Source organism: Micromonospora sp. NPDC005161, from assembly GCF_053599855.1.
In genome coordinates this window covers 1-23628 of sequence record NZ_JBSFYQ010000049.1, presented here as the reverse complement: position 1 = coordinate 23628, position 23628 = coordinate 1, and the positions used below count along the sequence as shown (strand labels likewise).

Sequence of the window (23628 nt, the reverse complement as noted above, 5' to 3'; positions counted from 1 at the left end):
TGCTGGTCCTCTCCGGTCACATCTTCTCGATCTTGATGTAGCGCCGCAGTGCGGGAAGTTCCTTCCAGAACACCCCGACCACGGCGACGCCGGCCAGCAGCGCTAACAGCTTCCGCACAGCTCACCTCCTTCGGACCCGCGCCGGGCTCAGCCGGGCGGCAGGTTCGGCATGATCGGCAGGATCGGGCCGTGCTTCTCGGGCCGGATGCCGGTCGAGCGGCGGCCGTCCACCGTCCCGTCCGCGTTGTGGCCCGCCTGCTTCTTTCTCCGCGAGTTGCCCTCCTCGACGCCCTTGGTGTGCGCCGGCGCGTCGAGTTCGATATCGGGATCGCCCACCCGGATCTCGCCCATTACCGCCCCCTCCATCAGTTGTCGCCGGACGGCCCACCGTGCCGCCGCCCGAGATCGTCGAAGAACCCCGCGATTTCCCGCCACACCGCGCTTCCCCCGGACATGCCCGTCCAGTGCCGGCGGATGAGCGCCACGAGCCGGAAGCAGTCGTCGACCGGCACCACCCACTGCTGGCCGCCGCCGCGCGGCGTGCCCGTCCACACCAGGAACGCCTCGACCCGTGGCGCGAGTTCGGCCAGCGCGGGTGATCGTGCCTCGATGGCCTGCCAGGCGCCGGCATCGATCTCCGACTCGGTCGTGCCGAGCGGGCTCGGGTAGTGCCCGAGCACCCGGCCGTCCCGCTGCTTCACGAAGAACACCAGGCCGACGGGCACGCCGAGCTCGTCGGCGGACAGCCGGGTCAACCGTCTGCCCTCGGTGGGGACGAGCTGGTACCGGCCGCCGCCGGCCGCCTCGCGGTCGAACAGCAGGGAGCACGGCGTGCAGGAGCACATCAGCTCCCCGTCCTGCTCGTCCCAGACGTGCCGGTGCTCGGGGCCGACCGGCTCGGCGCACATGCCGCAGCGCTCGACCGCGGCCGCGCGCTCCCCGGCGCGGCGGATCGCCCGCTGCAGCGCGCCTGCCGTCATGCCGGGCCACCCAGCGCCACCGGCCCCGCAACGCGCCCCGCCTCGCGCATCGTCGCCACCTCGGGCCGGTCCGGCCGTTGCCACAGACTGGTGACCGGGATCAGCGGCGGAGCCGGCGCGGGTGCTACCACGTCGACGGCGGACAGCTCCGGCGCGAACGTCAGCACCTGCTGCTGCACCAGGTCCCGCAGGACAGTGCCGCCACCGCCGCACGACCTCGCGGACAGGCTGATCCGCGCCACCTCGTCCTGGACACCGATCAGCGCGATCTCGGCACCCTGCGCCTGCAGCTGCGGCCGAAGGTCGTCCACCGCACGGGCCACCCGCCGGTCCAGCGGATCCGGATGGACGCGGTGCAACAGCAGCAGGTGCCGCAGCAGCTCGTCGCCGGTCAGCCGGTCGAGCGCGCGAGGGTCGTCGGCGGCGAGGTCGGTGACCCGGGCCAGCGCCTCGCCGTACACCTCGGTCAGCACCTCGACGGCGTTCAGCGCCAGCTCGGCGGTGCGGCCGGGGGTCTGCTCGAGCTGGGCGAGCACGGCGTCCAGGCGGGCCAGCCGCGGCTCGACGGCGGCGTCGTCGAGCCGCGGGACGTCCGGCGGCTCAGCCATGCGACGCGCCGAACATCGGCGAGTGGATCTTCTTGAGGGTCTGGCCGCCGCCGACGTACATGTGCACCCCGCACGGCAGGCAGGGATCGAAGCTGCGCACCGCCCGCATGATGTCGACGCCCTTGAAGTTGTCCGGGCCGTTCTCCTCGAAGATGGGCGTGTTCTGGATCGCGTCCTCGTAAGGCCCGGGGGTGCCGTAGCTGTCGCGGGGACTGCCGTTCCACGGTGTCGGCGGGTACGGTTGGTAGTTGGCGATCTTGCGGTCGCGGATCACGATGTGGTGCGACAGGATGCCCCGGACGGCCTCGTGGAAGCCGCAGCCGATGGCCTCGTCCGGCACCTCGAACTCGGCGAAGACCCGCATGTCGCCGGCGCGCATCCGCTCCATTGCCCGCTCCAGGAAGTACAGCGACATCGCCGCGGCGTACGCGATGAAGTAGGCCCGCGAGCGGTCCCGCTCCAGGGCGTTCGACCATTTCGGGATCTTCCACTCCAGCGTCATCTCGGGCAGCTGCTGGCTCTTCGGCAGCGAGATCAGCACGCTGTTCCCTGTCGACTTGACGTACGGGGTGTCGACCATCTTCGCCAGCGCCGTGGTGTACAGCCGGGCGAAGCAACCGCCGCCGGTGTCCAGGGCGAGGTGCTCCCCGCTGCTCTTGTCGAACCAGCGGGGGCTCATCACCCAGCTGTACTTGTCGCTGAAGTCGCGCTTGCCGGGATCCGGGAGGGTGGTCTGGTTCCAGGGGTGGCGGATGTCGACCGGGTTGCCGAGCGGGTCGTACTTGACGAACGGATCCTCCTGGCCCGCCCAGTCCTTGTAGTAGGAGCTGCCGAGCAGGATCCGAATGCCGAGGTTGATGTCGACCAGGTCCGTGGTGAGCAGCTTGCCGTCGACGACGATGCCGGGCGTGACGTGCATGGCTCGTCCCCAGTTCGTCATGGTCTCGTATCGGTAGTCGACGACGTCGGGGTTCTGGAACGAGCCCCCGCAGCCGAGCAGGACTCGGCGGCGGCCGACCTCCTCGTAGCCCGGCAGCGCCTCGTACCAGAAGTCGAAGATGTCGTCGTTCATGGCGACGGCCTTCTTGACGAAGTCCAGGATGCTGATCAGCCGGCTCAGGTAGTCGGTGAACAGCGACGGCTGGGGCATCGTGCCGACGCCGCCGGGATAGACCGTCGACGGGTGGACGTGCCGGCCCTCCATGAGGCAGAACATCTCCCGGGTCGTCCGGCTGACCTTAAGCGCTTCCTTGTAGACCTCGCCTTCGAACGGGTTGTAGGCCCGCATGATGTCGGCGATCGTCCGGTAGCCGTGGATGTCCCGGCCCGGTGCCGCGGTCTTTTCGGCCAGGGCGAGCACGCTCGGGTTGGTCTGCTTGACCATCGCCTCGCAGAAGTCGACGAAGACGAGATTGTCCTGGAAGAGGGTGTGGTCGAACATGTACTCGGCGGCCTCGCCGAGATTGATGATCCACTCGGCCAGCGGCGGGGTTTTGATGCCGTACGCCATGTTCTGCGCGTACACCGAGCAGGTCGTGTGGTTGTCGCCGCAGATGCCGCAGATCCGGCTGGTGATGAAGCCGGCGTCCCGCGGATCCTTCCCCTTCATGAACACCGAGTAGCCGCGGAACAGCGACGACGTGGTGTGGCATTCGGCGACCACGCGGTTCGCGAAGTCGATCTTCGTGTAGACGCCGAGGTTGCCGATGATCCGGGTGATCGGATCCCACGCCATCTCCACCAGTTCGCCGGGTTTCTGGCCAACGGCCGGCTTCGGTTCCGTCGCGGTCACGACTTGTTCCTTTCCATTGCCGCCTGTCGACGGGGATCTGCCGGAGCGTACGGGCGCCACCGGGGGTTGTAGCCGCTGGTGAGTTCCGGACCGTTGTGGTGCCACTTCGGTTCCTTGTTGGCGGTCGCGTTGGTGATGCTGCGCAGGCGGCGGATCAGGGCGCCGTACGGCTTGATCATCAGCGTGGAAAGGCTGCCACCGGGAGGCATGTCCATGAACGGCATGAACTTGTCGGGGAAGCCCGGCATGGTGCAGCCGATGCAGATGCCGCCGACGTTGGGGCAGCCACCCACGCCGCCCATCCAGCCGCGCTTCGGGACGTTGCAGTTGATGACCGGTCCCCAGCAGCCGATCTTCACCTGGCACTTGGGCGAGTTGTAGTCCTTGGCGAAGTCGGCCTGCTCGTAGTAGGCGGCCCGGTCGCAGCCCTCGTGCACGGTCTTGCCGAACAGCCACTGCGGCCGCAGCATGTGGTCCAGCGGCGGGGGTGGGGCCGAGCCAGCGGCGTGGTAGAGCACCCAGGTCAGGGTCTCCATGAAGTTCTCCGGCTGGATCGGGCAGCCGGGCACGTTGACGATCGGCAAACCGCCCCGCGACCGGAAGTCCCACCCGAGATAGTCGGCCAGGCCCATGCACCCCGTCGGGTTGCCCGCCATGGCGTGGATGCCGCCGTACGTCGCGCACGTGCCGGCCGCGACCACCGCCCACGCCTTCGGCGCCAGCTGGTCGAGCCACCAGTTCAAGGTCAGCGGCTCACCGGTGCGCTCGTCATTGCCGAACGAGGTCCAGTACCCGTCGCCGTTGATGTTCTCGTTCGGGATCGAGCCCTCGATCACGAGGATGAACGGCTCGCGCATCTCCCCACGGGCCGCCTTCCGGTATGGCGCCAGGAACTCCTCACCGCCGGCGGTCGGCGACAACACCTTGTTGTGCAGGTTGACCTTCGGCAGACCGGGAACGAGCCCGAGAACGACGTCCTCGATCGCCGGCTGAGCGGAGGCCGTCATCGACACGGAGTCGCCGTCACAACTCATGCCCTCGGAGATCCAGAGGATGGTGACCTCGTCGAACCCGTTCTCCTGCGGGATCACCGCGGTGTCGCGTACGCCCTGTGTCATGTGCGTGGCCTCCCTTGGATCCGATCCCGCAGCCGGTCGTAGATGGCCGCCACCGGCACCGCGAGGGCCAGCGCCGGCGGCTTGTCCGGCGCGTGCGGGTGCGGGCGCGTCGGGGCCCGCTGCTTGCCGTGGTCAATCTCCTGGCCCAGCTCGCGGAGGGCCTGCTCGTCGGCCCGGACGCTCAGCTGCGGCATGAGCTCGTTCTCGTCGTCCTGCACATGCCGTGCGACGGCGGACGCCAGCCGCTCCATCAGCTCGTCCTGCGCGTGATCGCCGGTCCGGCAGCGGTCCAGCTCGAGGAGCAACTCCTTGATCGGCCGGTGCCCGGAGAGGTGCCGGTCGACCTGGCCGTCAGCCAGGACCTTCGCGGCGAACGGGTAGAAGAGAACTTCCTCCAGTGCGGCGTGCTTCGACAGCTCGCGAATGAGGATCTCCACGACGCCGCGGCGCTGCGCGTCCGATTCCGCTGCCTGATAGTCCCGAAACAGCTGTTCCACCACGCGGTGGTCGTGCCGGAGCAACTCCGTAGCGTCCATCAGACCGCCCCCCGTCCGGCGCTGTCCACCGTGATCGATTCCAGTACGACGTCGTCGCTGCCGGTGACGTCGATGTCGACGCCCCCGCACTGCGGGCAGGACACCATCGCGAGGTGGTCGTCGACCGGCCCGCTGCGGCCGCAGCCGTGGCAGGCCACCGTCATCGGTTCGAGCACCAGGTCGACGGCGGTGTCCGCGGCGACCGTGCCGGCCGCGGCCAGCTGGATGCCCTGCGTGACGACGTCGCGGTCGACCGGATGGCCACCGATCCGCACCCGCAGCCCGGTGACCCGGCGGCCGGCGGCCCGCCGTACCGCCGCCGCCACGATCGCCTCGGACAGACCTGTTTCATGCATGCGTGCTCACCCCCCGTTCGCTGCCGTCTGCGGGCGTGCCTGGTGCCGGCCCGTCGCCGCGCCCCAGCCGCGCGGCTTCCTCCCGTACGATCCCCGTCACCGTCCGGACCGCCTCGTCGAGCGCGGCGGCCACCGGAGCCGACAGCCCCATGCGCTCGTCGAGGACCGCGGGACGGCAACCCACCACGAGGACCCGGTCGACGCTCCCGCCCAGGCCGCGCAGCAGGTGCAGCACCGACTCGGGATCCATGCCGTGCGCGTCGGCGGCCGGCGCGTCCAGCACGTCGGCCGGCCGTAGCGTCCAGCCCGGATCGTCGAGGTCCACCTGGAGTACGGCCAACGTCCCGGGCGGTTCGTCCAGCGGCAACGCGTCCACCAGGACCAGCACGTCGTGGCGGCCGTCCAGCAAATCGTAGGCCAGGTGTATCCCCCGGATGCCGTAATCGGACACATCCACCCCCGGTGGGAGGACCGCGTCCCGCAGCCGCCGGACGACCTCGACGCCGAACGCGTCGTCGCCGAGGAAGATGTTGCCGATGCCGGCGACCAGGATCCGCCCGCCGTCGGGGCTGCTCACGGCGCCGCTCACGGGGTCGCCACCTCTCCGGTCAACGGCTCGACCTCCTCGGGACGGAAGTGACGCAGCCGCCCGTACCACTGGTGCAGCTCCGCGCCCGGGTCGTCGTCCACCGTCACGGCCAGGAATCGTGACCCGTCCACGTCGAGCAGCACCTGCTCCACACGGGCGGTACGGCCCTCCAGGAACATGTCGTGGGCGTCCGTGCCCCGCCGGCGGGGCCGTAACCGGACCCGGCTGCCCCGCGCCAGCAGAGCGCCCGCGACCAGCACCGTCTCGGTCTCCGGCGCGATCCCGTCATCGGCGCCGGGCTCCCACCATGGCCGTTCCGGGTCGGGGGCGGCATCGCCACCCCGGCGTACGGGCGCCAGGGCCCGGAAGGCGCCGTGCAACCGTTCGAACACCGCGGGCGGCATGGCCTCGACCCGGTCGACGATCGCGGCGGCCCGGGGATCGGTGGCCCGCGCCTCCCGCTTCTCGGCGTCGGAGAGCGTGAGCGTCCGCAACGAGAGGATCTCGTCGATCTCGGCCGCGTCGTGCAAGTCACCCGGGCTCTCCGGCGCGATCTGCGGGTGGTCGTAGAGGATGATGGGCGACGAGAGCAGCACGTCGGCGCTGCCAGGTTCGCCTGCGAGCACCGGGAACGTGTGCACGTTGCGGCACTCCCGGGCTGCGCACGCCGCCCACTCCGGCGGGTCGAGCAGGGACAGGAACCGCCCCCGGCTGACCGTGGCCAGCGTGTGGGCCGCCAGCAGGCAGTGGCGCAACGCCTCGTCCCGCGGGCTGTCCGGCGGGATGGTCCCGTCCGTGTTCTCGACGCGTATCGCGAGCCGCAGCAGGGGGAACGGCGCTTCGGCCGGGGCGGCGGAGACGGTGACCGACGCGGACAACGGCCAGCGCCGGCGCACCACCCGCCCGACCGGCTCGCTCCGGCCGTCGACCAGCGGCTCGACGTCGTCCCCACCCGGTAGCCGGACGTCCAGCCGGCGGCCCCGCCGCAGGTCACCCACCGACGCCTCGATGTCGAACTCCCGCGGCACCGCCTCGTCGAAGCTGAGCTCCGTGCGGCCACCGGCCTCGATCCGGTCGACCGGCCGGTACCCGCCGGCCGTCCGCTGCTCGGTCAGCTTGCGTTGCAGGTGCAGGAACCGCAGCCGGATTCGGACGTTCGCCGGGTCTGGCGCTTCCAGCAGGCACTCGGTCTGCTGCCACGGCGACTCCGCGGAGCCGGCCACGCCGCTGTCGACCAGGCCGTGCGCCGCCGCCCAGGTCGGGGGCACCAGGACCCCGAACTGCCAGCGGACCCGGTTCTTTCCCGATGAGCGCCGATAGGGATAGAGCAGGTAGCCCTCGTACAGGATCGCGTCCGCGACCGCCTCGGCGCGGTCGATCCGGGAACTGGGGCGATCGGTCGGCACGGTACTCAACCCCCTTCAGGGCCTGCTCGGAACCCGCTGCGGCAAGCGGTCACACTGGTCTAACCCGTCCCACCAGGCGGCCGTAAGTGCGTGCCGCCGGTACGTGCCGAGCGCACTCACCGGACCAGGTGACCCGGCAGCAGGTGTGCCCGCGCCGTCGCCGGGTACCCCGACGACCGGACAAGGAGGCGTCGATGACCCAGGAAGCACCGGACCACTTCCGGCCGGAGGGCGGCATGGTGCTCACCCAGCTGCTGATCGTCCGGGACGTGGACCGGTCCCGTGAGAGGGTGGTTCGGTTGCTTATGCCCATTGTGGGCTTGGCTTGACGCGTCGGTCACGGACAACGCGATCGGCGTGCGACTGCTGGACTCCGTCCTCGCGCACACCCCTTCGGTGACCAAAGGCATGGGTGGACGCCGGGTTTAGAGACGACGTCGCGATCCACGGCGCCGTGCGCGGTATCGACGTCGAGCAGGTCAACGCAGCGACATGGCGGCCGGGTTCGTGCCGGTCAAGCGCAAGAGCCGACCCGCCTCGGCGGTGTCTCGCACCTGGTGGGCGTCCACAGCGAACCTGATCCGCCGGCTGACCGGCACCACTACCGCGTCCTGGCGCGACCCAGACCACCAGCGGTGACCCGGCCCTCGGTGCTGGACCTGCTCACCGAAGGCGAGACCGCCGCCGGCATGACGGCCGAACGGCTCCGTGAACAGATCGCCACGCTCACCGAGCAGCTCACCGCGGCCGGGACCGAGCTGGCCGAACTCGCCATCACCCGCAAGACGCTGCTGCGCCTGACCGGCCACGCCGTGTACCGTGCCAAAACTCATCGCACCTGGTGTGAGCTGCTGTTTCGCGTCCCTGGCACAGGATGGGGGGCGTGTTGGTTCGGTTGCTGTACTTGAGCGCGGTGCGCGTGTTCGGCTGGCTGCGGCAGGCCACGCGGAGCGAGGCCGCGATGGTCGCGGAACTGCTGGTGCTGCGCCACGAGGTTGCTGTACTGCGACGCCAGATCGGCCGGCCGCGGCTGTCGTGGCCGGAACGCGCGGTGTTGTCCGCGCTGGTCCGGGCCCTGCCACGAGAACTGTGGAAGCACCGCTTCGTCACCCCGACGACTCTGTTGGCCTGGCATCGCCGACTGGTCCGCCGACGCTGGACCTATCCGAACCAGCAGGGACGGCCACGGGTCAGCGACGAGATCCGTGACCTGGTGCTGCGCCTGGCCCGGGAGAATCCCGGCTGGGGGCACCGGCGCATCCAAGGCGCCTCATCCCGCCGCCGTCGCCGCAGCGAGCGCCAAGACGACCGCAACCGGATGGTCCCAGCCCGGCGACGACCGTTTTCCGAGGCCCCGCTCCTTCATGCCATCAAGAGGCGGCGAGGAGTGGTGTTCTAGGCTGGGGTTCGGCGGGTCCGGGAAGTGACTGTTCCGAAGTGTTGACCCTGGGGTTCGGGTCAGCCGCGCTGGATTGAAGAGTCGCCCCCACGTGTCCTCCCGGGCCCGTCTCGGCTTTCTTGGCGTCTTTGATCATTTGCTTGTAGACGATGTCGGACAACCGTCGCTTGAGTGCGCGCATGGCCTCCATCGGTGTTTTGCCGGCGGCGAGTTTGCGCCGGTAGTGGGCACGGCCTTCGGTGTCGTGGCGTAGCTGGACGACGGCCATGATGTGCAAGGCACGGTTGATGCGCCGGTTCCCGGCCCGGGACAGGCGGTGGCGCCGCTGGTCACCGGACGACGCGTCCAGGGGTGCGGTGCCGTTCCAGGACGCGAGGTGCCCGCGGGTGGCGAATCGGCTGATGTCGCCGATGTCGCCGATCAGGCGGGCGGCGCCGGAGGGGCCAATGCCGTTGAGGTCCTGCAGGCTGCTGCCGGTGGTCTCGACGAGCTCGGTCAGTTCCTTGTTCGCGGCCTTGATCTTCTTGTCGACCTGGACCAGTTCGGTGATCAGCTCGGACGCGAGCCGGCGGCGGGTGCGCCCGACCAGACCACGCGGCCGGACCGTGTTGAGCAGGGCCCGGGCCTGATCCTGCGACGCCTCGACTGCATCCTTGAGCCCGACCGGGAGGCGGTGCGCGCGCTGGCGGCGAAGTACGCTAACCCGAACCGGCTCAAGATCGAGGTCAAGAAGGCGACCGGCAGGCCGTTCTACAACACCTCGAACTACTCCTTCGCCAATCTGCTGGCTGACGCCGATGGGCTGGCGGACAACCTGGCCGACTACATCGACCGGTTTTCGCCCGATGTCGACGTGTTCCAGTACTTCGACTTCAAGAAGGAGATCCTCGCCCTGGACAAGGCGGGCTCCTGCGCGAGGTCATCACGTCCTTCAAGGCCGTCGACCTGCATCCGGACGTCGTTTCCAACGCCGACATGGGCGATGCGTTCGAGTACATCATCCGCAAGTTCAACGAGGCCGCGAACGAGACCTCCGGTGACCACTACACCCCGCGGGACCCGATCCGGCTGCTGGTCGACCTCCTTTTCGCCGAGAAGGACGCCGACCTCACCGAGGCCGGCATCGTCCGCACGCTGTACGACCCCACCACAGGCACCGGCGGCATCCTCGCCCTGGCCGAGGAGCACCTGCTCGCACAGAACCCCGACGCGAAACTGAGCCTGTACGGGCAGGATTACAACTCGCAGTCATACGTAATCTGCAAGTCCGACCTACTGGCCAAGGGCCACGACAAGGCCAACATCCAGGGCCTCGGCAAGATCGGCCCGCTACGCCACGCCGGACAAACCGACATCGCCAAAGCCTCACGCCACAACGCCCGAAATCACCGCAGACCTCTGCTACTCCTCGGCATCACGTGACCAAACCGAGAAATCCCTACCTTGATCTTGCGGAGGCCCTGAAGGGGCGACCGCACCTGGACTGTATGCATGATTCCGTCGAGACGTTCCAGGTCGGCCAGCACGTGTAGCCCGGTGATGCGGTCGCCGTCGATGGTCAGGGGCAGGGAGAAGGGCGGTGTGTCACGAAGGCGCTGGCCCCACATGACGCACGAACACCATCATTTCGGACGATCTGCAACGTGCTTCTACCGCGGACGTCAGAACTCGAGGACGTACTTGACCCCACCAGAGCGGCCGCCCGCGACCTGGTCCGCGATCGCGGCGCCGTCCTTGATTGGTGTCGTCTGGACGTCAAATCTCAGTTCGCCGGAGGCGGCGAGTGCCGCGAGTTCGCCGAGTGCACGTCCGTCGGGCTGCACGTAGAGGTCCGAGGTGGTGATTCCGCGAATCGGGTCGGGTGCGTCCGAGGTGATGGAGGTGAGGCGGCCTCCGTCGGTGAGCAGTCCGATCGCGTCCTCGGCGGTGCCTGTCGCGGCGATGAGGACGGCGTCGAATCGGCGATCGCTCTTCTGCGCCCAACCGTCAGCGTGGGTGTCGATGACCTCGCTGGCGCCGAGGGCGCGGAGCTGATCGGCGCGGGCCGGCCCGGCACCGGCGACGATGTCGGCGCCCCGGAGGTGGGCGAGTTGCACGGCCAGTGACGCGGTGGGGCCGGACGCTCCGACGACGAGCAGGCGGGTGGTGGCGTCGACCTGGAGCTCGTCGAGGGCCTGCTGGGCGGTGAGCCCGGCGACCGGGAGTGCCGCCGCAATCTCCGGAGCCAGGTTCTCGGGCAGTCGTGCGACGTGCGCGGAACGGACTAGGACGCGCTCTGCCCAGGTGCCGCTGCCGCCTGGCAGGGGCGCCTCGTGGACCAGCACGAGGTCTCCCGTGCGGAATTCGGTCTCGTCCGGGCCGGTCGCGGTGACGCGGCCGACGGCTTCGACGCCCAGAGCTGCGGGCGGAACGAGGCCGACGTCCCATCCGCCCGTGTGAAGCAGGGCGTCCCACGGCCCGATCCCTGCCGCGACCACCTCCAGGACGAGCTCGCCCGCGTCAGGCTGGCGGGGGTTCGGAAGGTCGAGGATCTCCAGAGCGCCGTTGGCGGCTCGAACACCGAGTCCGATCATGGTTCTTCCTTCTGTGTTGATTCTGTTCGTGCGTGTTTCGGGTTTCAGGCGGCCCGGTTCGTGCTCGGGTCCACGGGCCGCTTGGATTTCGGGAGTTTGTCGACCACGAGCCGGTAGGAGTCGGTGACGAGTTCCTTCACCAGGTTCTCGTCGAGGCTGGGCCCCCCTGCTGCCGTGATCCAGTGCTTCTTGTCCATGTGGTAGCCGGTCGTGATCTCTGCGTACTGCTCGCGCAGCCCAACGGCCTCGTCCGGATCGGCCTTCAGGATCACGACGGGGTGTCCCGGCATGTCGGTCATGAGCATGAAGACCTTGCCGCCCACCTTGTACAGCTCCCAATTCGGGCCGACACGGTGCTCGAACGTCACGTCCGGCAGCTCTGTCGCGTACTCGTTCGCGACCTTCTGGAGTTCCTGTCCGTCCATAGCTGATCAACTCCTCTAGCGATCGGTTCGCCCGGGCCGGGCCGCTCAGGCGAAGGTGAACAGGCGCTCGGGCTCGAACCGCGACACCGGGGTCTTGTACTGCTTCGCCTCGTCGGGGTAGCCGAGCGCGAGCAGCACGGTGGTGGTGTATCCGGTCGCGCGGATGTTGAAGGCCTTGTCCACGCTGATCGGGTCGAAGCCTTCGAGCGGCATGGCCTCGACGCCGAGCTCGGCGGCTGCCATCATCGTCAGACCCATCACCATGTAGGTCTGCTTCTCCATCCAGTGGTAGGTGTCCTTGTAGCTGTATTTGCGCAGGCTCAGGAAGTCACGGGTCATCGATTCCCACCGCTCCTGCTTGGCGTCATCTGCGAACCGGCCGTCGGCCCGCTCCTTGGCGAACACCGCTTCGAGGTGGTGCTCGGGCACATCGGCCCGAGTGGTGAGGATGATGGTGTGCGAGGCGTTGAGGATCTTCTCGGCGTTGTCCTGGAACCGCTCGCCGAGGTTGGCGGCCAGCCGCTCCTTGCCCTCCTGAGTGGACACGACGTAGAAGTGATTCGGCTGGATGTTCGTCGACGTGGGAGCCGAGCGCAGGAACCTCAGCAGCTGCTGAAGAGTCTCATCCGGGATCGTCTTGCTGCCGTCGAAATACCGGCTGAGGTGCTTGCTCATGAGCTTGTCGAGATCCATGTCATCGTGCTTTCTGTGCGTGATGAGTTGAGGGGTTGTAGATGGTGAAAGTCGGATACGGCTAGGGTTTGCGGGCGAGGAGTTTGCCCACCCGGTCGAAGCTGATGCCTGTCGTGGCCGAGGCGATGTCGCCGGCCTTGAGCGCCGTGGCCGCCTGTTCGAGAGCACCCATCGCATGCGTGTAGAGCGCGGGGCCCAGGCTGATGCGCTTGACCCCGGCCTTCTGCAGTTCAGAGACGGTCAGCACCTGGTCCGCCGGTGAGATGAGAACGTTCACGGGTGTCGGCGCGACGGCGGTGACGATCGCGACCAGGGACTCGAGGTCGGGCGGGAACGGCGCGTAGAGCACGTCGGCGCCGACCTCGGCGAAGGCCGTCAGCCGTCGGATGGTGTCATCGAGGTCAGGCCGCCCCTGGATGAAGTTGTCGGTGCGAGCGGTGACGACGATGCGTCGCTTCGCCGCGGCGACCGCACTGCGAACCCGGCCTACCGCGTCGTCGAAGTCGCGGATCGGGTCATCGGGATTCCCGGTGGTGTCCTCGATCCCGATGCCGGCCAGCGCGTGCGCGACGGCACTGTCCACAGTCACGGCGACGTCCTCGGCGGTGACGCCGTAGCCGTCCTCGAAGTCACCGTTGACGGGCAACCCCGTGAGCCGGCCGAGCAGCTGTGCGTGGTCGAGATGCTCGTCGCGGGTGATGCTGTGGCGTCCGTCGATGCGGCCGAGCGCGGCCGCCAGGGCCGCCGACGACGTGCCGATGGCCTCGAAGCCGGCATCCGCCAGGACCAATGCCGACACGCCATCCCAGGCGTTCGGCATGACGAGGCCCCCTTCTCGGGTGTGCAGTGCCATGAACTTCTCATAGAGCTCAGAACCGGGCATGTCGTTCCTTTCCAGTGCGGTCGATCAGGGCGAGGGTTCGACCGGTCAGGCCGCTGTTCTCGCGAGTTTGGTAAGCGCTCTCATGCGAGGTCGGGGGCCGGGATGTCGACGTCGGTCAGGTTCACGTTGTTGAGGTAGTTCGTCAGCAGTGCCCGGACGACCAGCGTGACGATCGCCAAGATCTGTGGATCGGTGTACCCGGCACCCTGGACGGCCGCGAGGTCGGCATCACTGACCCGTCCGCGCGTCTCGATCACCTGCTGGGCGAAGCGAGCCACCGCAGCCCGCTTCGGATCGACCGAGCTTCCCGCCCGCGCCAGCTCGATGTCCTCCACGGACATGCCGCCCTTCACGGACCCGGCCGTGTGCAGCGCCAGGCAGTAGTCGCAGCCATCGGCTTCGGACACGGCCAGCGCGATCGTGTGGCGCGTCCTCGCGTCCAGGAGCCTGCTCGCTTTCGTCTGCACCGTCATGACGAGATCGAGGACGGTCGGGTTCGACGCGAGCATGGTGAACATATTCGGTACGAAGCCGAACTGCGCTTCGACCTGGTCAAGCGTGCCCCGCACGTCGGCGGAGGGCTCATCGGCAGGAAGAACGTTCAGGCGTGACATGGGAAATCCCACTCCGGTCCAGGTGGGTGGTGGTCGGTAACCGACCTTGGTCAAGTTTTGGGCTGCGTAGCCCACTCCGTAGATACAACACTACACACGACTGGGCTGTCAAGCCCACTCTTGCTAAGATGTGAATCATGAAGTCCACGACGGCAGCGCCAGAGCCTCGCCAGCTCACCGAGAAGGGGCAGGCGACGCGTGCCCGGATACTGGAGCACGCCGCCGCGCTCATCTACGCCGAGGGCGTCCACGCCACGAACAACGATAAGCTCCGGCGCGCCGCCGGCGTCAGCGGGTCGCAGATCAACCACTACTTCCCGACCAAGGAGAGCCTCGTCCTGGCGGTGATCGAATGGCAGGCTGAACGCGTCCTCGGGCTCCATCACAGCGAACAGTTCGACGGCTTCGAGAGCCTCGAGGGGTTTCGGAAGTGGGCAGCGTTCTATATCGGGTATGAACGCGCCTACCACGAAGGCTGCAGCCTCGGGTCGCTCGCCAGCGAGATCATCAAGACCGACCTCGACGTTCACGATGAGCTTGCGGATGCGTTCGCTAAGTGGCGAGAGATCTTCCGCGACGCACTCCTCCGCCTGCAGCGGCAGGGCCGTCTGAGCAACGAGGCCGACCCCGAGCGGCTCGCGAGCCTGCTCCTCGCCGCGTTCCAGGGCGGCATGCTCCTCGCACAAGTCGCCCGGGGCATCTCCCCCCTCAGGGAGGCCCTGGAAGCCGCTCTCGACTACATCGAGACCTTCGCTAACCCACACGACACATAGGCAGTTGGAACCGAATCCGCCGCTCGAGTTCCCTAAGGCGTGTTTCGAAAGTGGGGCTGTCGCGCGTGAAGTTGCGGCGTGGCGGTGATCGATAACTGAAGAGGTCTCCGGTATCTGGTTCTGCGACCAAGCAAGAACTTCATACCGGAGACCTCGTGGCCAGCGTAGCGGTGAGGAGGCGGCATGACCTGACCGACAGGCAGTGGGCTGTTCTGGCCCCGCTGCTGCCTGCCGCGTCGACGACAGGTCGTCCGCCGAAGTGGGAGAAACGGCAGCTCATCGATGGGATCCGGTGGCGGATCCGGATCGGTGCCCCGTGGCGCGACGTTCCGGCCGAGTATGCGCCCTGGCCCACCGTCTATGGCCTGTTCCGCCGCTGGCAGCGGGACGGGACCTGGGACAAGATCCTGTCCGCGTTGCAGGCGGCCGGCGACGCGACCGGCCGGATCGCCTGGACGGTGAGCGTGGACTCGATGACCAGCCGTGCCCACCAGCACGCCGCGGGCGCCCGCAAGGACGGGCACCTGCAGAAGGAACCACCCGGTGGCGTGCACGACGAGCCCGCCGATCACGCGCTCGGGCGTTCCCGCGGCGGGCTGACCACCAAAGCCCACCTGGCCTGCGAGCAGGGCCAGAAGGTCCTCTCCCTGATCGTGACCGCCGGGCACCGTGGTGACAGCCCGCAGTTCATTCCCGTCCTGCGCCGTATCCGCGTGACCCGCTCGGGCGTGGGCAGGCCCCGGACCTGCCCCGACCTGGTCCTGGCCGACAAGGCCTACACCAGTCGCGGCAACCGCAGATACCTGCGCTCACGCGGGATCAAAGCCTGCATCCCGAGCAAGAAGGACCAGGACGCCCACCGCAAGGCCAAAGGCTCCCAGGGCGGCCGCCCACCCGCGTTCGACCGGCAGCTCTACCGGTTGCGTCACGCCGTCGAGAACGGCATCAACCGGCTCAAACGCCACCGCGGCGTCGCCACCCGCTACGACAAACTCGCCGTCCGCTTCCAAACCGTCCTCACCATCACCATCATCACCGAATGGCTCTGACCGGCTTATGAAACACGCCTTAGTGCCGTGACCACGAACGTTCAGGGTGTTGGGGTCAGGCTGCGCGGGTGGTGGGTTGGCCCCATCGTCGTTGGCGTTCGCTGCGGATGCGGGCGCGTTCTCGGCGTTGGGCGGCCAGGACGTCGGGGTGGCGGGCGTTGGCGTTGCGCCGGCGCAGGTAGGCCTGCAGTTTCCGGGTCAGCGCCGGGTGGTTGGGGTGGTTGGAGCCGGCGATGACGAAGGTGCGCAGTGGCCCGAACTGGGCCTCGATCGGGTTGGCCCAGGAGGCGGCAGTTGGTCGACGAGTTGAACCGATCCTTGCACGCAGCGGCGCCCGGTGCTTCGGCTGCACCTGGCCGACGATCGGCGGGCAGCAGGCGGTCAGCCTTCCCGGTAGGCGGGCAGCCCGAGCGCGGTGCGGACTTTGCCGGCCTCCCTGGCTCCGCTGTGCGCCGCTGCTGCGCGGATCTCCCGCATCAGCGCGTCGGCGTCCGCCGCCTCGCCGGCTCGCCGCCAATGCCGTAACGCGACGTCGTTCTCTTTGAGGAGTGCGCCCATCGGCGCCCGGACCTCTGCCGGCCAGACCGTCTCGCGTAGCTCAACCGCGTGTGCTGCGTTGGTCCGGGCCACGTCGGCGGCCAGCGTGCGGACCGTCCGCCACGGCTTCCCGGCGTTGACCGCGTCCTCCAGCTCTTCCAACGCGGTGTTGTACGGCGCCACGATCGCCAGATAGCGGTTCTTCGCCTCAGTAGGCGTCAGCGTGGCCGGGGTGGTCGGCGCGGCGCTCTGCCAAACCGGCGGTGGAGCCTGCGGGTCGACCTGTTCGCCTCCACCGCACCCTGTGAGCAGCACGATCAGGGTCAAGGTGGCCGTCCAGCGACGCACGGAAACTTCCCATCTGTCGAGGTCCGAGATACCGGGAGTCTAGGGGCGCGCCTGCCCGGGCGACTACCCAGCGACGGCGGCGCCGCCGGTGGGAAGTTGAACGCGGATCCGTTCACCGGCAACCGGGACGCCTTCGGCGGCGGTAACCCGATCAGCAACGTCGAGGTGGATGGCCATTTCTTCAACATCACGGGCATCGTCAAGATGGCGGAACTCCTCGGGCCCGGTCGGTCGCCCGAGTGTCACCGGCATGATGCTAGGTCGACATGACGTCATGATCCCATGGGTCTCCAGCCATCTATTCGGCTGCCGCCGCCGCAGACACGACCGCTTCCGCCGTGACGTGCGCGGAATGCGGCCAAGTCCACCACGGTGGGGTCACTCGCAACGACGCGGCGAGCTGTGCTGGTGCCTGCATGGTGCATGCCCGGCCACGATGGCCTGGTCGTCGGCTATGCCACCCCGCCAGACCAGGGTTACGGACCGGCGCTGGAAGCGCTGTGCCCGATTCTCCCTCCGGTGTCCTGACCTTTTGCATTCCTACCCTCGGATCCGTGTCAGAGCAGGCCGCGCTGGACCGCGCGGACACCGGCCTGGAACCGGCCGGTGGCGTCGAGTTCGTCGAGCAGCTCGGCGATCCGGCGGCGGACCGTCCGGGGGCTCACCCCGAGGTGGCGGGCGATCGACTCGTCCTTCACCCCCGCGTTGAGCAGGTCGATGAGTTCGCTCGTGTCGGCGTCGTGCGTCGCCGTGGCGCCCTGGCGGCCCGACCCGAAGCGGATGGGGCTGGCGTGCGTCCACAGTTGCTCGAAGATGGCCTGGAGACCGTCGGTCAGCGCCGAACGCGCCGCCACGACCGAGAGGGTCTCCGGCGCGGTCTCTTCGCCGGCGAGGAGCACCACGGCGGTCTCCCGGTCGACCACCAGCAGCTTCATGGGCACCTGCGGCAGTGTCCGAGCCTCCTCGCCGTTGTCGACCATCCACTGGATACGGGCGACCAGCGCCGGCTCATCGAGGACCTGGCTGGCATACAGCGAGCGGAACCGGACTCCTCGGCGGAGTAGACCGAGTTCGGCGTCACTGATGGGCGTGCTGTTCGGCGCGACGTACGGCGGGGTGTCGATCCCGACCACCTCCATCCTCGCCGAGCCGAGCAGGTCGTGAATGCGGCTTGCGGTCGCCGTACGCCCCTCGACCACCTCGAAGAGTCGTCGCGGTTCGGTGCGCATCAGGCCGGCGGCGAAGACCCGGGACAGCTCGTACGACGCGGCCTCGAGCCGGTCCAGGGCATGTCGGCGTTCCCGCACCAGCGCGGCCAGGCCGGCGAGGGGGTCCACCGCCTGGTAGCGGCCGTCGGTCCCGGCGTCGTGGCGTATCAGGCCCAACGAGGCCAGACGGTCCAGCGCGGCGCGTACATGCGCGGCCGAACACTTCAGCGCGTCGGCGTGGGACTCGGCGTCGGCCCTGGGATCGAGCAGGAGCCGTCGGTACACCTGTTGGTCCAGGTCGGACAGCCCGACCAGGTCCCACGCTCCCCGCTCACCGTTGTCCGTCACGGCCCGAGCATAGGCCCGTGCGTCCGGAACGGGCATCTGGCCGAATCGGGCACCGTCGGGCGTCATCACGCTGTTATTGTCTCGCCGCCGGTGATCTAGGTGCATGGAAAGCATGTGGGATCCCCTCGTGACGACGCGTGACGACCGTGACGCTCGGTGCCGGCACGATTGAGGAGGAGCAATCATGTCGCGTCGTCTGTTACGCGCGCTCGCGGTAACCGCCATAGCTGTCAGCACACTGGTCGCCCAAGGTTTTCCCGGTGCCATGGGCGTGGCCCACGCAGCTCCCCTGACCACGGCATCCATAGGTCTCGCCACCACCGCGACCGGCCCTGGCCCGTCCAGCGATTGGCGGGTCGAGCGAGTGTGCAGCGGGCCGGTGCGGGCGGGGTACGCACAGTGCCATTCGATCCGCCGCACCCCGCCCACGGCGTCGACGCAGCCGTCGCCATCGACGTCCAGGCAGGCCGGCGCCGCCGAGACGGTCTACGGGTACGGTCCGGCCGACCTCGCCTCGGCGTACAACCTCCCTGCCGCGGCGGGTGACGGCGTCACCGTCGCGGTCGTGGCCGCCTTCGACAACCCGACGGCCGAGGCCGACCTCGGGGTCTATCGGGAACACTGGGGCCTGCCCCCGTGCACCACCGACAACGGCTGCTTCAAGAAGATCGACCAGCGCGGCGGCCAAAACCTTCCCATACCGGACGAATCGTGGGCCGGGGAGATTTCGCTCGACCTCGACACCGTGTCGGCGGTGTGCCCGCGCTGCCACCTCCTGTTGGTCGAGGCCGACACCAACTCGGCCGAAGACCTGGGCCAGGCCGTCGACCAGGCCGTCGCCAGTGGCGCGCACGTGGTGTCGAACTCCTACGGCGGTCCCGAGGACGCCGACCTGAGCGCCACCTACGGGAAGCACTACCGGCACCCGGGGGTAGCGATCGTGGCGTCCTCCGGCGACAGCGGGTACGGCATGTCCTTTCCCGCCTCGTCGCCGCACGTGACGGCCGTCGGCGGCACCTCGCTCACCCGTGACGACACCACCAGCCGCGGCTGGACCGAGCAGGTGTGGAACAACTACTCCGGGGCGCCGGGCAGCGGATGTTCCGTGGTGGAATCGAAGCCCTACTTCCAGGCCGATCCCGGATGCGACGGCCGCACCGTCGCCGACGTGTCCGCCCTCGCCGACCTGCTCAACGGCCTGGCCGTCTACCAGACCTTCGGCGGCTACGGCTGGGCGCAGTACGGGGGCACGAGCCTCGCCGCCCCAATCATCGCCGGCGTGTACGCACTCGCCGGTCGGACGCCGGCCGGCGACATGCCGAACTGGTACCCCTACGCCGCGCCGGCCGGCAGCCTCAACGACATCACCACGGGCAGGAACGGCACCTGCGACCCGGCGGCGGCGTACCTGTGCACCGCCGGTGAGGGGTTCGACGGCCCGACGGGCCTCGGGACCCCGAACGGTGTCTCCGCGTTCCGGGCACCCGGCCCCCACGGCCGTGTCGCGGGCACCGTGACCGACGCGAGCAGCCACGCGCCGGTCGCGAACGCCACCGTCACGGTGAGCGGCGGCGGTCACAGCGTCACCGCCACCACTGATGCCGCCGGGCGGTACTACGTCACCGAACCCGTCGGCACGTTCACCGTGGCGGTCGCCGCGTTCGGCTACGTCGACGTGACCCGTAGCGTCGAGGTCACCGACGGGCAAACGTCCACGGTGGACCTCGCGCTGCACGCCCAGCCGCTGGTCACGCTCTCCGGCACGGTGAAAGACGGTTCCGGGCACGGCTGGCCGCTGTACGCCACGGTGTCCGCACCCGGCACGCCACTGCCGGCCGTGCGCACCGATCCCTTCACCGGCCGCTACCGCATGCGGGTGCCCGTACAGTCCGCCCTGACCCTGCGAGTACGGGCCGAGCCAGCCGGATACCGGACCGCCGACGCGCAGGTCACCATCGACGCCACCAACGTCGGGCGGGACATCGCGGTGCCCGTGGACGACGAGATCTGCAAGGCCGCCGGCTATCACCACAACTACGCCGGCATGCCCGCCCAACCGTTCGAATCCACCGACGTGCCGGAGGGCTGGCGTGCCGACAACGCGACCGAGAACGGCGGGTGGGAGTTCAACCGGGGCACGGTGATCCCGCGTACCAACGAGACGACGGGCAGCGGAAACTTCGCCCTCATCGACACCCAGTTCCAGAACCGCAAGGACACCACGCTCACCACACCGCCGGTCGACCTGACCGACGTCGACCATCCCGTCGTCGGGCTGCGCACCCGCTTCGTCGGGTACCTGCCGACGCAGTCGGCCGACGTGGGCGTGTCCATCGACGGCGGCGCCACCTGGTCGACGATCTGGAAGCAGGACGGGCTGGCCATCATCAACGGGCCGCTGTCTCTGCCGATCCCGCAGGCGGCCAACCGCCGCGGGGTGCTGGTGCGGTTCCACTACGCCGGGCAGTTCGCCCGCTACTGGGAACTCGACGACGTCTACGTCGGCAGGCGTACCTGCGACCCGCTGGCCGGCGGGATCGTCGCCGGACGGATCCTCGACGCGACCACCGGCGACGGCGTCAACGGGGCCACGGTGGCGGCGGTCGCCCACCCGGACGCGCAGGCCAGGTCGGTGGCCACGCCCGACGACGACAACGTCGGCGACGGCTACTTCGCCCTGTTCGCGCCGGGCGACGGTGACCAGCAGTTCACCGCGTCGGCGCGCAACCGGGTCAGCCTCACCCGGTCGGTGCACGTCGCAACCAACGCGGCCACCAGGGCCGACTTCTCGCTGGCCGCCGCGGCGCTCACCGTCAGCCCGGCGACGGTGACGCGGAACGTGCGGCTCGGCGAGAGTGGGCAGGCGAAGTTCACCGTCACCAACTCCGGGTCGGCGGAAGCGCATGTCTCCCTCGTGGAGCAGCCCGGCGGCTTCACCCCGATCGGCGCACCGCCCGCCGCCGCAGCGGCGGTTCCGGTGCGACGGGTCCCCGGCGTCGCCTCCGGCGGCCGGCGCGCCGCCGACGGGCGGCTGGTCGGCGCAGCGCCGACCGTCACCTCCCCGCCGGCCATGACCGCCTCGGCAGCGTCCGGCGGTCCGGCGTGGGCGCCGCTGGCCGACTATCCGGGCGGCCCGATCATGGACAACGCGATGGCCCGCGGCGACGACGGCAAGGTCTACGTCGTCGGTGGCACGCCTGACGGGTACGGACCCACGGCGAAGGGGTACGTCTACGATCCGGTCCGGCTGCTGTGGTCGGCATTGCCGGACCTGCCGGTGCCCGTGCAGAAGCCGGTGGCGGCGTTCGTCGCCGGCCGACTCGTCGTCGCCGGCGGCTGGGGACCGCTGGACGCGGTCACCGACGTGCAGATCTACGATCCGGCGACCGGAGCGTGGACGCGCGGCGCGCCGCTGCCCGCACCGCGCGGCGCCGCCGGCACTGCCGTGCTCGACGGCCTGCTGTACCTGGTCTCCGGCTGCGATGTCGGCGATTGCCTGACCGCCACCAACAGCGTCTTCGTGTACGACCCAGTACACGACCGGTGGAGCAGCAGGGCGAACTACCCGGCGAGCGAGGCGTTCATGTCCTGCGGCGGACTGACCGGACGGGTCATCTGCGCCGGAGGTGTCGACTTCGGGACCGGCAACGGGTCGGCCGCCGCCTACTCGTATGAGCCGCGCACGGACGCGTGGACCCGCGTGGCCGACCTGCCGACCGGCTGGTGGGGCGCGGCGTCGACGGTCGCCAACGGGCAGCTGTTGCTCAGTGGTGGCGTCGCCGGTGGCACGGGCCCGACGTCGTCCGTCACCAACGAGGGGCACGCGTACGATCCGGTGGCCAGCAAATGGCACGCCCTGCCGAACGCACCCGCGCCGTTCTACCGTGGCGCTGCTGCCTGTGGCGTCTACCGGGTCGGTGGGGCGCGGCAACACTTCGAGGCCACGTCGAGCACCCAGGAGCTGCCGGGATACGACATCTGCGGGCCGTCCGGCGACGTGCCATGGCTCTCCGAGCGCGACAGCGCCTTCACCCTTCGGCCTGGGGAGAGCAAGACCGTGACGCTCAAGCTGGACGCCGGCAACGCGTCAACCGTGGACCAGCCGGGCGACTACGGCGCCGCGCTGGCGGTCCGGGTCGACGGCCCCGTGCAGCCCGCACCGGTCCAGGTCACGATGCATGTCGATCCGCCCAAGAGGTGGGGCCGGCTGAGCGGCACGGTCAGCGGTGCCGGGTGCACCGGTTCCGTCGCGCCGCTGTCGCGCGCCACCGTCACGGTTCGGACGAAACGCTTCACCACCACCCTGTGGACCGACGAGGCCGGCAACTGGTCGGTCTGGGTCGACAAGCGGGACAGCCCGATCACGCTGGTCTACTCCAAGGACGAATTCAGCACTTTGACAAGAAGGGTCAAGGTGCAGGCCGGTAGCACGGTCAGCACAGACGTGGTCCTGCAGCCAACTAGCTGCTGAGCTTGCGGGCACGGGTCAGCCAACGCTTCGGCGACGACCGGCCCGTGCCCGTTGGGTGTCTGCTGGGTCAAAGCGACTGTGGCTACGGTGGCTGTACCAAAGCGAGGTGTACGGATGCTGCTTCGATGATTGGGTTCCGCTTCGAGCTGGCGCGGGCAACCTCCATGTCGAACAGCCGGACCGAAGCCGGACCACGTGCGTACCGGTCCAGGTCGATGATGGTGTCGTCCACCTCGAACCCGAGCTGGACGCAGGACTGCACGCGGACCGCCGAGGCCCAGCGGCATACCGGGCGCAGGCCGATGTCCCCGGCCACCAGGCGGGACTCCTGGGCCCAGCGTAGAGCCGTGCGGGGCCGGCCCCTGACCAGCGAGACCTGGGCCAGCACGAGAGCGTGCAGCGCCTGGCTGACCGGATCGGGCGGATGCGGGCTGGTCTCGTACCCGGCCAGGGCGAGCTCGTGCGCCGACCCGGGGTCGGGACGGTAGCAGTGCACCAGTGCGAGGAACGGGGAGAGCCCACTGCTCTGCATCTGGCTCGATCTGAGGTGGCGGCGGGCCAGCGGCAACGTCTCCAGGATCAACGCCTCCGCCTCGGCGATCCGACCGGCGAGCAGCAGCGCGCACCGGCGGCGCAGCTGGCGGCGAGCCGGGACGAGATCGGCCCGGCGCGGTCGCCAGGGCCGGGGGTCGGGCGGTTCCGCCGCCACCGGCCCGTCCGAGCGAGGGTGCCCCGCCCCGGCCCCCGCCCGTCCGGACGCGAGTTCGTGCATGGCGCGTGCGGAGTGCACATCGTGGGCGGCGTGCACGAGGATCTCGGCGTGCTGGATCGCCACCTGGCAGCGGTCCTCCTCCGTCCCGTTGACCGCGACCCGGCCGGACGGTCCTGACCGGATGGCACTGCTGGCAGGGCGGGTCAGCCC

Annotated in this window: 27 protein-coding genes and 3 pseudogenes; 9 read left to right on the top strand and 21 right to left on the bottom strand. The window is 69.3% G+C overall.

What is annotated here, in order from left to right:
- Nucleotides 1-16 precede the first annotated feature (16 nt).
- The 10 genes from ACWD5O_RS31615 to ACWD5O_RS31570 are packed head-to-tail and all read right to left on the bottom strand — an operon-like array spanning nucleotide 17 to nucleotide 7385.
- A complete protein-coding gene (locus ACWD5O_RS31615; RefSeq protein ID WP_387329349.1) occupies nucleotides 17-118 on the bottom strand; it encodes a DUF6893 family small protein in 102 nt (33 codons plus the stop codon).
- A 29-nt stretch (nucleotides 119-147) separates the two neighbouring features.
- Nucleotides 148-351, bottom strand: coding sequence for a hypothetical protein (locus ACWD5O_RS31610; RefSeq protein ID WP_450087560.1), 204 nt, complete (start codon nucleotides 349-351; stop codon nucleotides 148-150).
- Between the two features lie 14 nt (nucleotides 352-365).
- Nucleotides 366-980: a DUF5947 family protein gene (locus ACWD5O_RS31605; RefSeq protein ID WP_450087559.1), complete on the bottom strand. Its 615-nt coding sequence runs from the start codon at nucleotides 978-980 to the stop codon at nucleotides 366-368.
- The gene (locus ACWD5O_RS31600) at nucleotides 977-1588 is read right to left on the bottom strand and encodes a hypothetical protein (protein WP_449939229.1); all 612 of its coding nucleotides are present in this window, start codon (nucleotides 1586-1588) and stop codon (nucleotides 977-979) included. The genes ACWD5O_RS31605 and ACWD5O_RS31600 overlap by 4 nt, the downstream gene beginning before the upstream one ends.
- Nucleotides 1581-3380 (bottom strand): nickel-dependent hydrogenase large subunit, encoded by a 1800-nt coding sequence (locus ACWD5O_RS31595; protein ID WP_387329361.1) that lies wholly within the window; start codon nucleotides 3378-3380, stop codon nucleotides 1581-1583. Before ACWD5O_RS31595 ends, ACWD5O_RS31600 begins: the two co-directional genes overlap by 8 nt.
- The gene (locus tag ACWD5O_RS31590) at nucleotides 3377-4498 is read right to left on the bottom strand and encodes an NADH-quinone oxidoreductase subunit B family protein (protein ID WP_450087558.1); all 1122 of its coding nucleotides are present in this window, start codon (nucleotides 4496-4498) and stop codon (nucleotides 3377-3379) included. Before ACWD5O_RS31590 ends, ACWD5O_RS31595 begins: the two co-directional genes overlap by 4 nt.
- A complete protein-coding gene (locus tag ACWD5O_RS31585) occupies nucleotides 4495-5034 on the bottom strand; it encodes a hemerythrin domain-containing protein (RefSeq protein ID WP_354967851.1) in 540 nt (179 codons plus the stop codon). Before ACWD5O_RS31585 ends, ACWD5O_RS31590 begins: the two co-directional genes overlap by 4 nt.
- Nucleotides 5034-5390 carry a hydrogenase maturation nickel metallochaperone HypA gene (locus tag ACWD5O_RS31580; RefSeq protein ID WP_354967852.1) on the bottom strand — a complete coding sequence of 119 codons (357 nt, stop codon included), beginning with the start codon at nucleotides 5388-5390 and terminating at the stop codon, nucleotides 5034-5036. The genes ACWD5O_RS31585 and ACWD5O_RS31580 overlap by 1 nt, the downstream gene beginning before the upstream one ends.
- Complete coding sequence (locus ACWD5O_RS31575) at nucleotides 5383-5979, bottom strand: hydrogenase maturation protease (RefSeq protein ID WP_387329366.1); 597 nt, start codon at nucleotides 5977-5979, stop codon at nucleotides 5383-5385. Before ACWD5O_RS31575 ends, ACWD5O_RS31580 begins: the two co-directional genes overlap by 8 nt.
- A complete protein-coding gene (locus ACWD5O_RS31570) occupies nucleotides 5976-7385 on the bottom strand; it encodes a hypothetical protein (RefSeq protein ID WP_354967854.1) in 1410 nt (469 codons plus the stop codon). Before ACWD5O_RS31570 ends, ACWD5O_RS31575 begins: the two co-directional genes overlap by 4 nt.
- 194 nt (nucleotides 7386-7579) lie before the next feature.
- Between ACWD5O_RS31570 and ACWD5O_RS31565 the strand changes: the two genes are divergently transcribed.
- The 4 genes and pseudogenes from ACWD5O_RS31565 to ACWD5O_RS31550 all read left to right on the top strand — a co-directional run bounded on the left by ACWD5O_RS31565 (nucleotide 7580) and on the right by ACWD5O_RS31550 (nucleotide 8784).
- The gene (locus ACWD5O_RS31565) at nucleotides 7580-7714 is read left to right on the top strand and encodes a hypothetical protein (protein ID WP_354967855.1); all 135 of its coding nucleotides are present in this window, start codon (nucleotides 7580-7582) and stop codon (nucleotides 7712-7714) included.
- Between the two features lies 1 nt (nucleotide 7715).
- A pseudogene (locus ACWD5O_RS31560) lies at nucleotides 7716-8024 on the top strand (IS5 family transposase); the annotation flags it as partial.
- A gap of 11 nt (nucleotides 8025-8035) precedes the next feature.
- Nucleotides 8036-8293, top strand: a complete 258-nt coding sequence (locus ACWD5O_RS31555; protein WP_450087557.1) for a hypothetical protein — start codon at nucleotides 8036-8038, stop codon at nucleotides 8291-8293.
- Entirely contained in the window at nucleotides 8269-8784 is a 516-nt protein-coding gene (locus ACWD5O_RS31550) for a hypothetical protein (RefSeq protein ID WP_354967857.1), read from the top strand. The genes ACWD5O_RS31555 and ACWD5O_RS31550 overlap by 25 nt, the downstream gene beginning before the upstream one ends.
- Here the strand turns inward: ACWD5O_RS31550 and ACWD5O_RS31545 are convergent.
- Complete coding sequence (locus ACWD5O_RS31545) at nucleotides 8756-9250, bottom strand: transposase (protein WP_450087570.1); 495 nt, start codon at nucleotides 9248-9250, stop codon at nucleotides 8756-8758. The two genes, ACWD5O_RS31550 and ACWD5O_RS31545, sit on opposite strands and share 29 nt — an antisense overlap.
- On the opposite strand from ACWD5O_RS31545, the pseudogene ACWD5O_RS31540 reads away from it, so the two are divergent.
- Together ACWD5O_RS31540 and ACWD5O_RS31535 are read left to right on the top strand one after the other, a co-directional pair.
- Nucleotides 9161-9610, top strand: a pseudogene (locus ACWD5O_RS31540) (type I restriction-modification system subunit M N-terminal domain-containing protein); the annotation flags it as partial. The gene ACWD5O_RS31545 and the pseudogene ACWD5O_RS31540 overlap by 90 nt on opposite strands.
- Before the next feature lie 149 nt (nucleotides 9611-9759).
- On the top strand, nucleotides 9760-10206 hold the full coding sequence (locus tag ACWD5O_RS31535) for an HsdM family class I SAM-dependent methyltransferase (RefSeq protein ID WP_450087556.1): 447 nt from the start codon (nucleotides 9760-9762) through the stop codon (nucleotides 10204-10206).
- Between the two features lie 239 nt (nucleotides 10207-10445).
- On the opposite strand, the gene ACWD5O_RS31530 is transcribed toward ACWD5O_RS31535, so the two are convergent.
- From ACWD5O_RS31530 to ACWD5O_RS31510, 5 genes are all read right to left on the bottom strand, one after another.
- Nucleotides 10446-11357, bottom strand: a complete 912-nt coding sequence (locus ACWD5O_RS31530; RefSeq protein ID WP_322439610.1) for an NADP-dependent oxidoreductase — start codon at nucleotides 11355-11357, stop codon at nucleotides 10446-10448.
- Nucleotides 11358-11401: 44 nt separating this feature from the next.
- Nucleotides 11402-11782 carry an MmcQ/YjbR family DNA-binding protein gene (locus ACWD5O_RS31525; protein ID WP_354967861.1) on the bottom strand — a complete coding sequence of 127 codons (381 nt, stop codon included), beginning with the start codon at nucleotides 11780-11782 and terminating at the stop codon, nucleotides 11402-11404.
- A 45-nt stretch (nucleotides 11783-11827) separates the two neighbouring features.
- Entirely contained in the window at nucleotides 11828-12475 is a 648-nt protein-coding gene (locus ACWD5O_RS31520; RefSeq protein ID WP_354967862.1) for a nitroreductase family protein, read from the bottom strand.
- Between the two features lie 61 nt (nucleotides 12476-12536).
- On the bottom strand, nucleotides 12537-13358 hold the full coding sequence (locus tag ACWD5O_RS31515; protein ID WP_387329381.1) for an isocitrate lyase/PEP mutase family protein: 822 nt from the start codon (nucleotides 13356-13358) through the stop codon (nucleotides 12537-12539).
- An 80-nt stretch (nucleotides 13359-13438) separates the two neighbouring features.
- The gene (locus ACWD5O_RS31510) at nucleotides 13439-13972 is read right to left on the bottom strand and encodes a carboxymuconolactone decarboxylase family protein (protein ID WP_354967863.1); all 534 of its coding nucleotides are present in this window, start codon (nucleotides 13970-13972) and stop codon (nucleotides 13439-13441) included.
- A 137-nt stretch (nucleotides 13973-14109) separates the two neighbouring features.
- Here ACWD5O_RS31510 and ACWD5O_RS31505 point away from each other — a divergent pair, with 137 nt between their 5' ends.
- Both ACWD5O_RS31505 and ACWD5O_RS31500 read left to right on the top strand, forming a co-directional pair.
- Nucleotides 14110-14745, top strand: coding sequence for a TetR/AcrR family transcriptional regulator (locus ACWD5O_RS31505; RefSeq protein WP_354967864.1), 636 nt, complete (start codon nucleotides 14110-14112; stop codon nucleotides 14743-14745).
- Nucleotides 14746-14900: 155 nt separating this feature from the next.
- Entirely contained in the window at nucleotides 14901-15794 is an 894-nt protein-coding gene (locus ACWD5O_RS31500; RefSeq protein WP_450087555.1) for an IS5 family transposase, read from the top strand.
- Nucleotides 15795-15849: 55 nt separating this feature from the next.
- Here ACWD5O_RS31500 and ACWD5O_RS31495 read toward each other — a convergent pair.
- The 4 genes and pseudogenes from ACWD5O_RS31495 to ACWD5O_RS31480 all read right to left on the bottom strand — a co-directional run.
- Nucleotides 15850-16092, bottom strand: a pseudogene (locus ACWD5O_RS31495) (IS630 family transposase); the annotation flags it as partial.
- An 83-nt stretch (nucleotides 16093-16175) separates the two neighbouring features.
- Nucleotides 16176-16679 (bottom strand): hypothetical protein, encoded by a 504-nt coding sequence (locus ACWD5O_RS31490; protein ID WP_449941775.1) that lies wholly within the window; start codon nucleotides 16677-16679, stop codon nucleotides 16176-16178.
- Between the two features lie 63 nt (nucleotides 16680-16742).
- Complete coding sequence (locus ACWD5O_RS31485) at nucleotides 16743-16925, bottom strand: hypothetical protein (protein ID WP_354967866.1); 183 nt, start codon at nucleotides 16923-16925, stop codon at nucleotides 16743-16745.
- Between the two features lie 311 nt (nucleotides 16926-17236).
- The gene (locus ACWD5O_RS31480) at nucleotides 17237-18235 is read right to left on the bottom strand and encodes a helix-turn-helix domain-containing protein (RefSeq protein WP_450087554.1); all 999 of its coding nucleotides are present in this window, start codon (nucleotides 18233-18235) and stop codon (nucleotides 17237-17239) included.
- 184 nt (nucleotides 18236-18419) lie between these two features.
- Here ACWD5O_RS31480 and ACWD5O_RS31475 point away from each other — a divergent pair, with 184 nt between their 5' ends.
- Complete coding sequence (locus ACWD5O_RS31475) at nucleotides 18420-22706, top strand: carboxypeptidase regulatory-like domain-containing protein (RefSeq protein ID WP_450087553.1); 4287 nt, start codon at nucleotides 18420-18422, stop codon at nucleotides 22704-22706.
- A gap of 82 nt (nucleotides 22707-22788) precedes the next feature.
- Here ACWD5O_RS31475 and ACWD5O_RS31470 read toward each other — a convergent pair.
- A partial coding sequence (locus ACWD5O_RS31470) for a hypothetical protein (protein ID WP_450087552.1) occupies nucleotides 22789-23628 on the bottom strand: 840 nt, incomplete at its 5' end.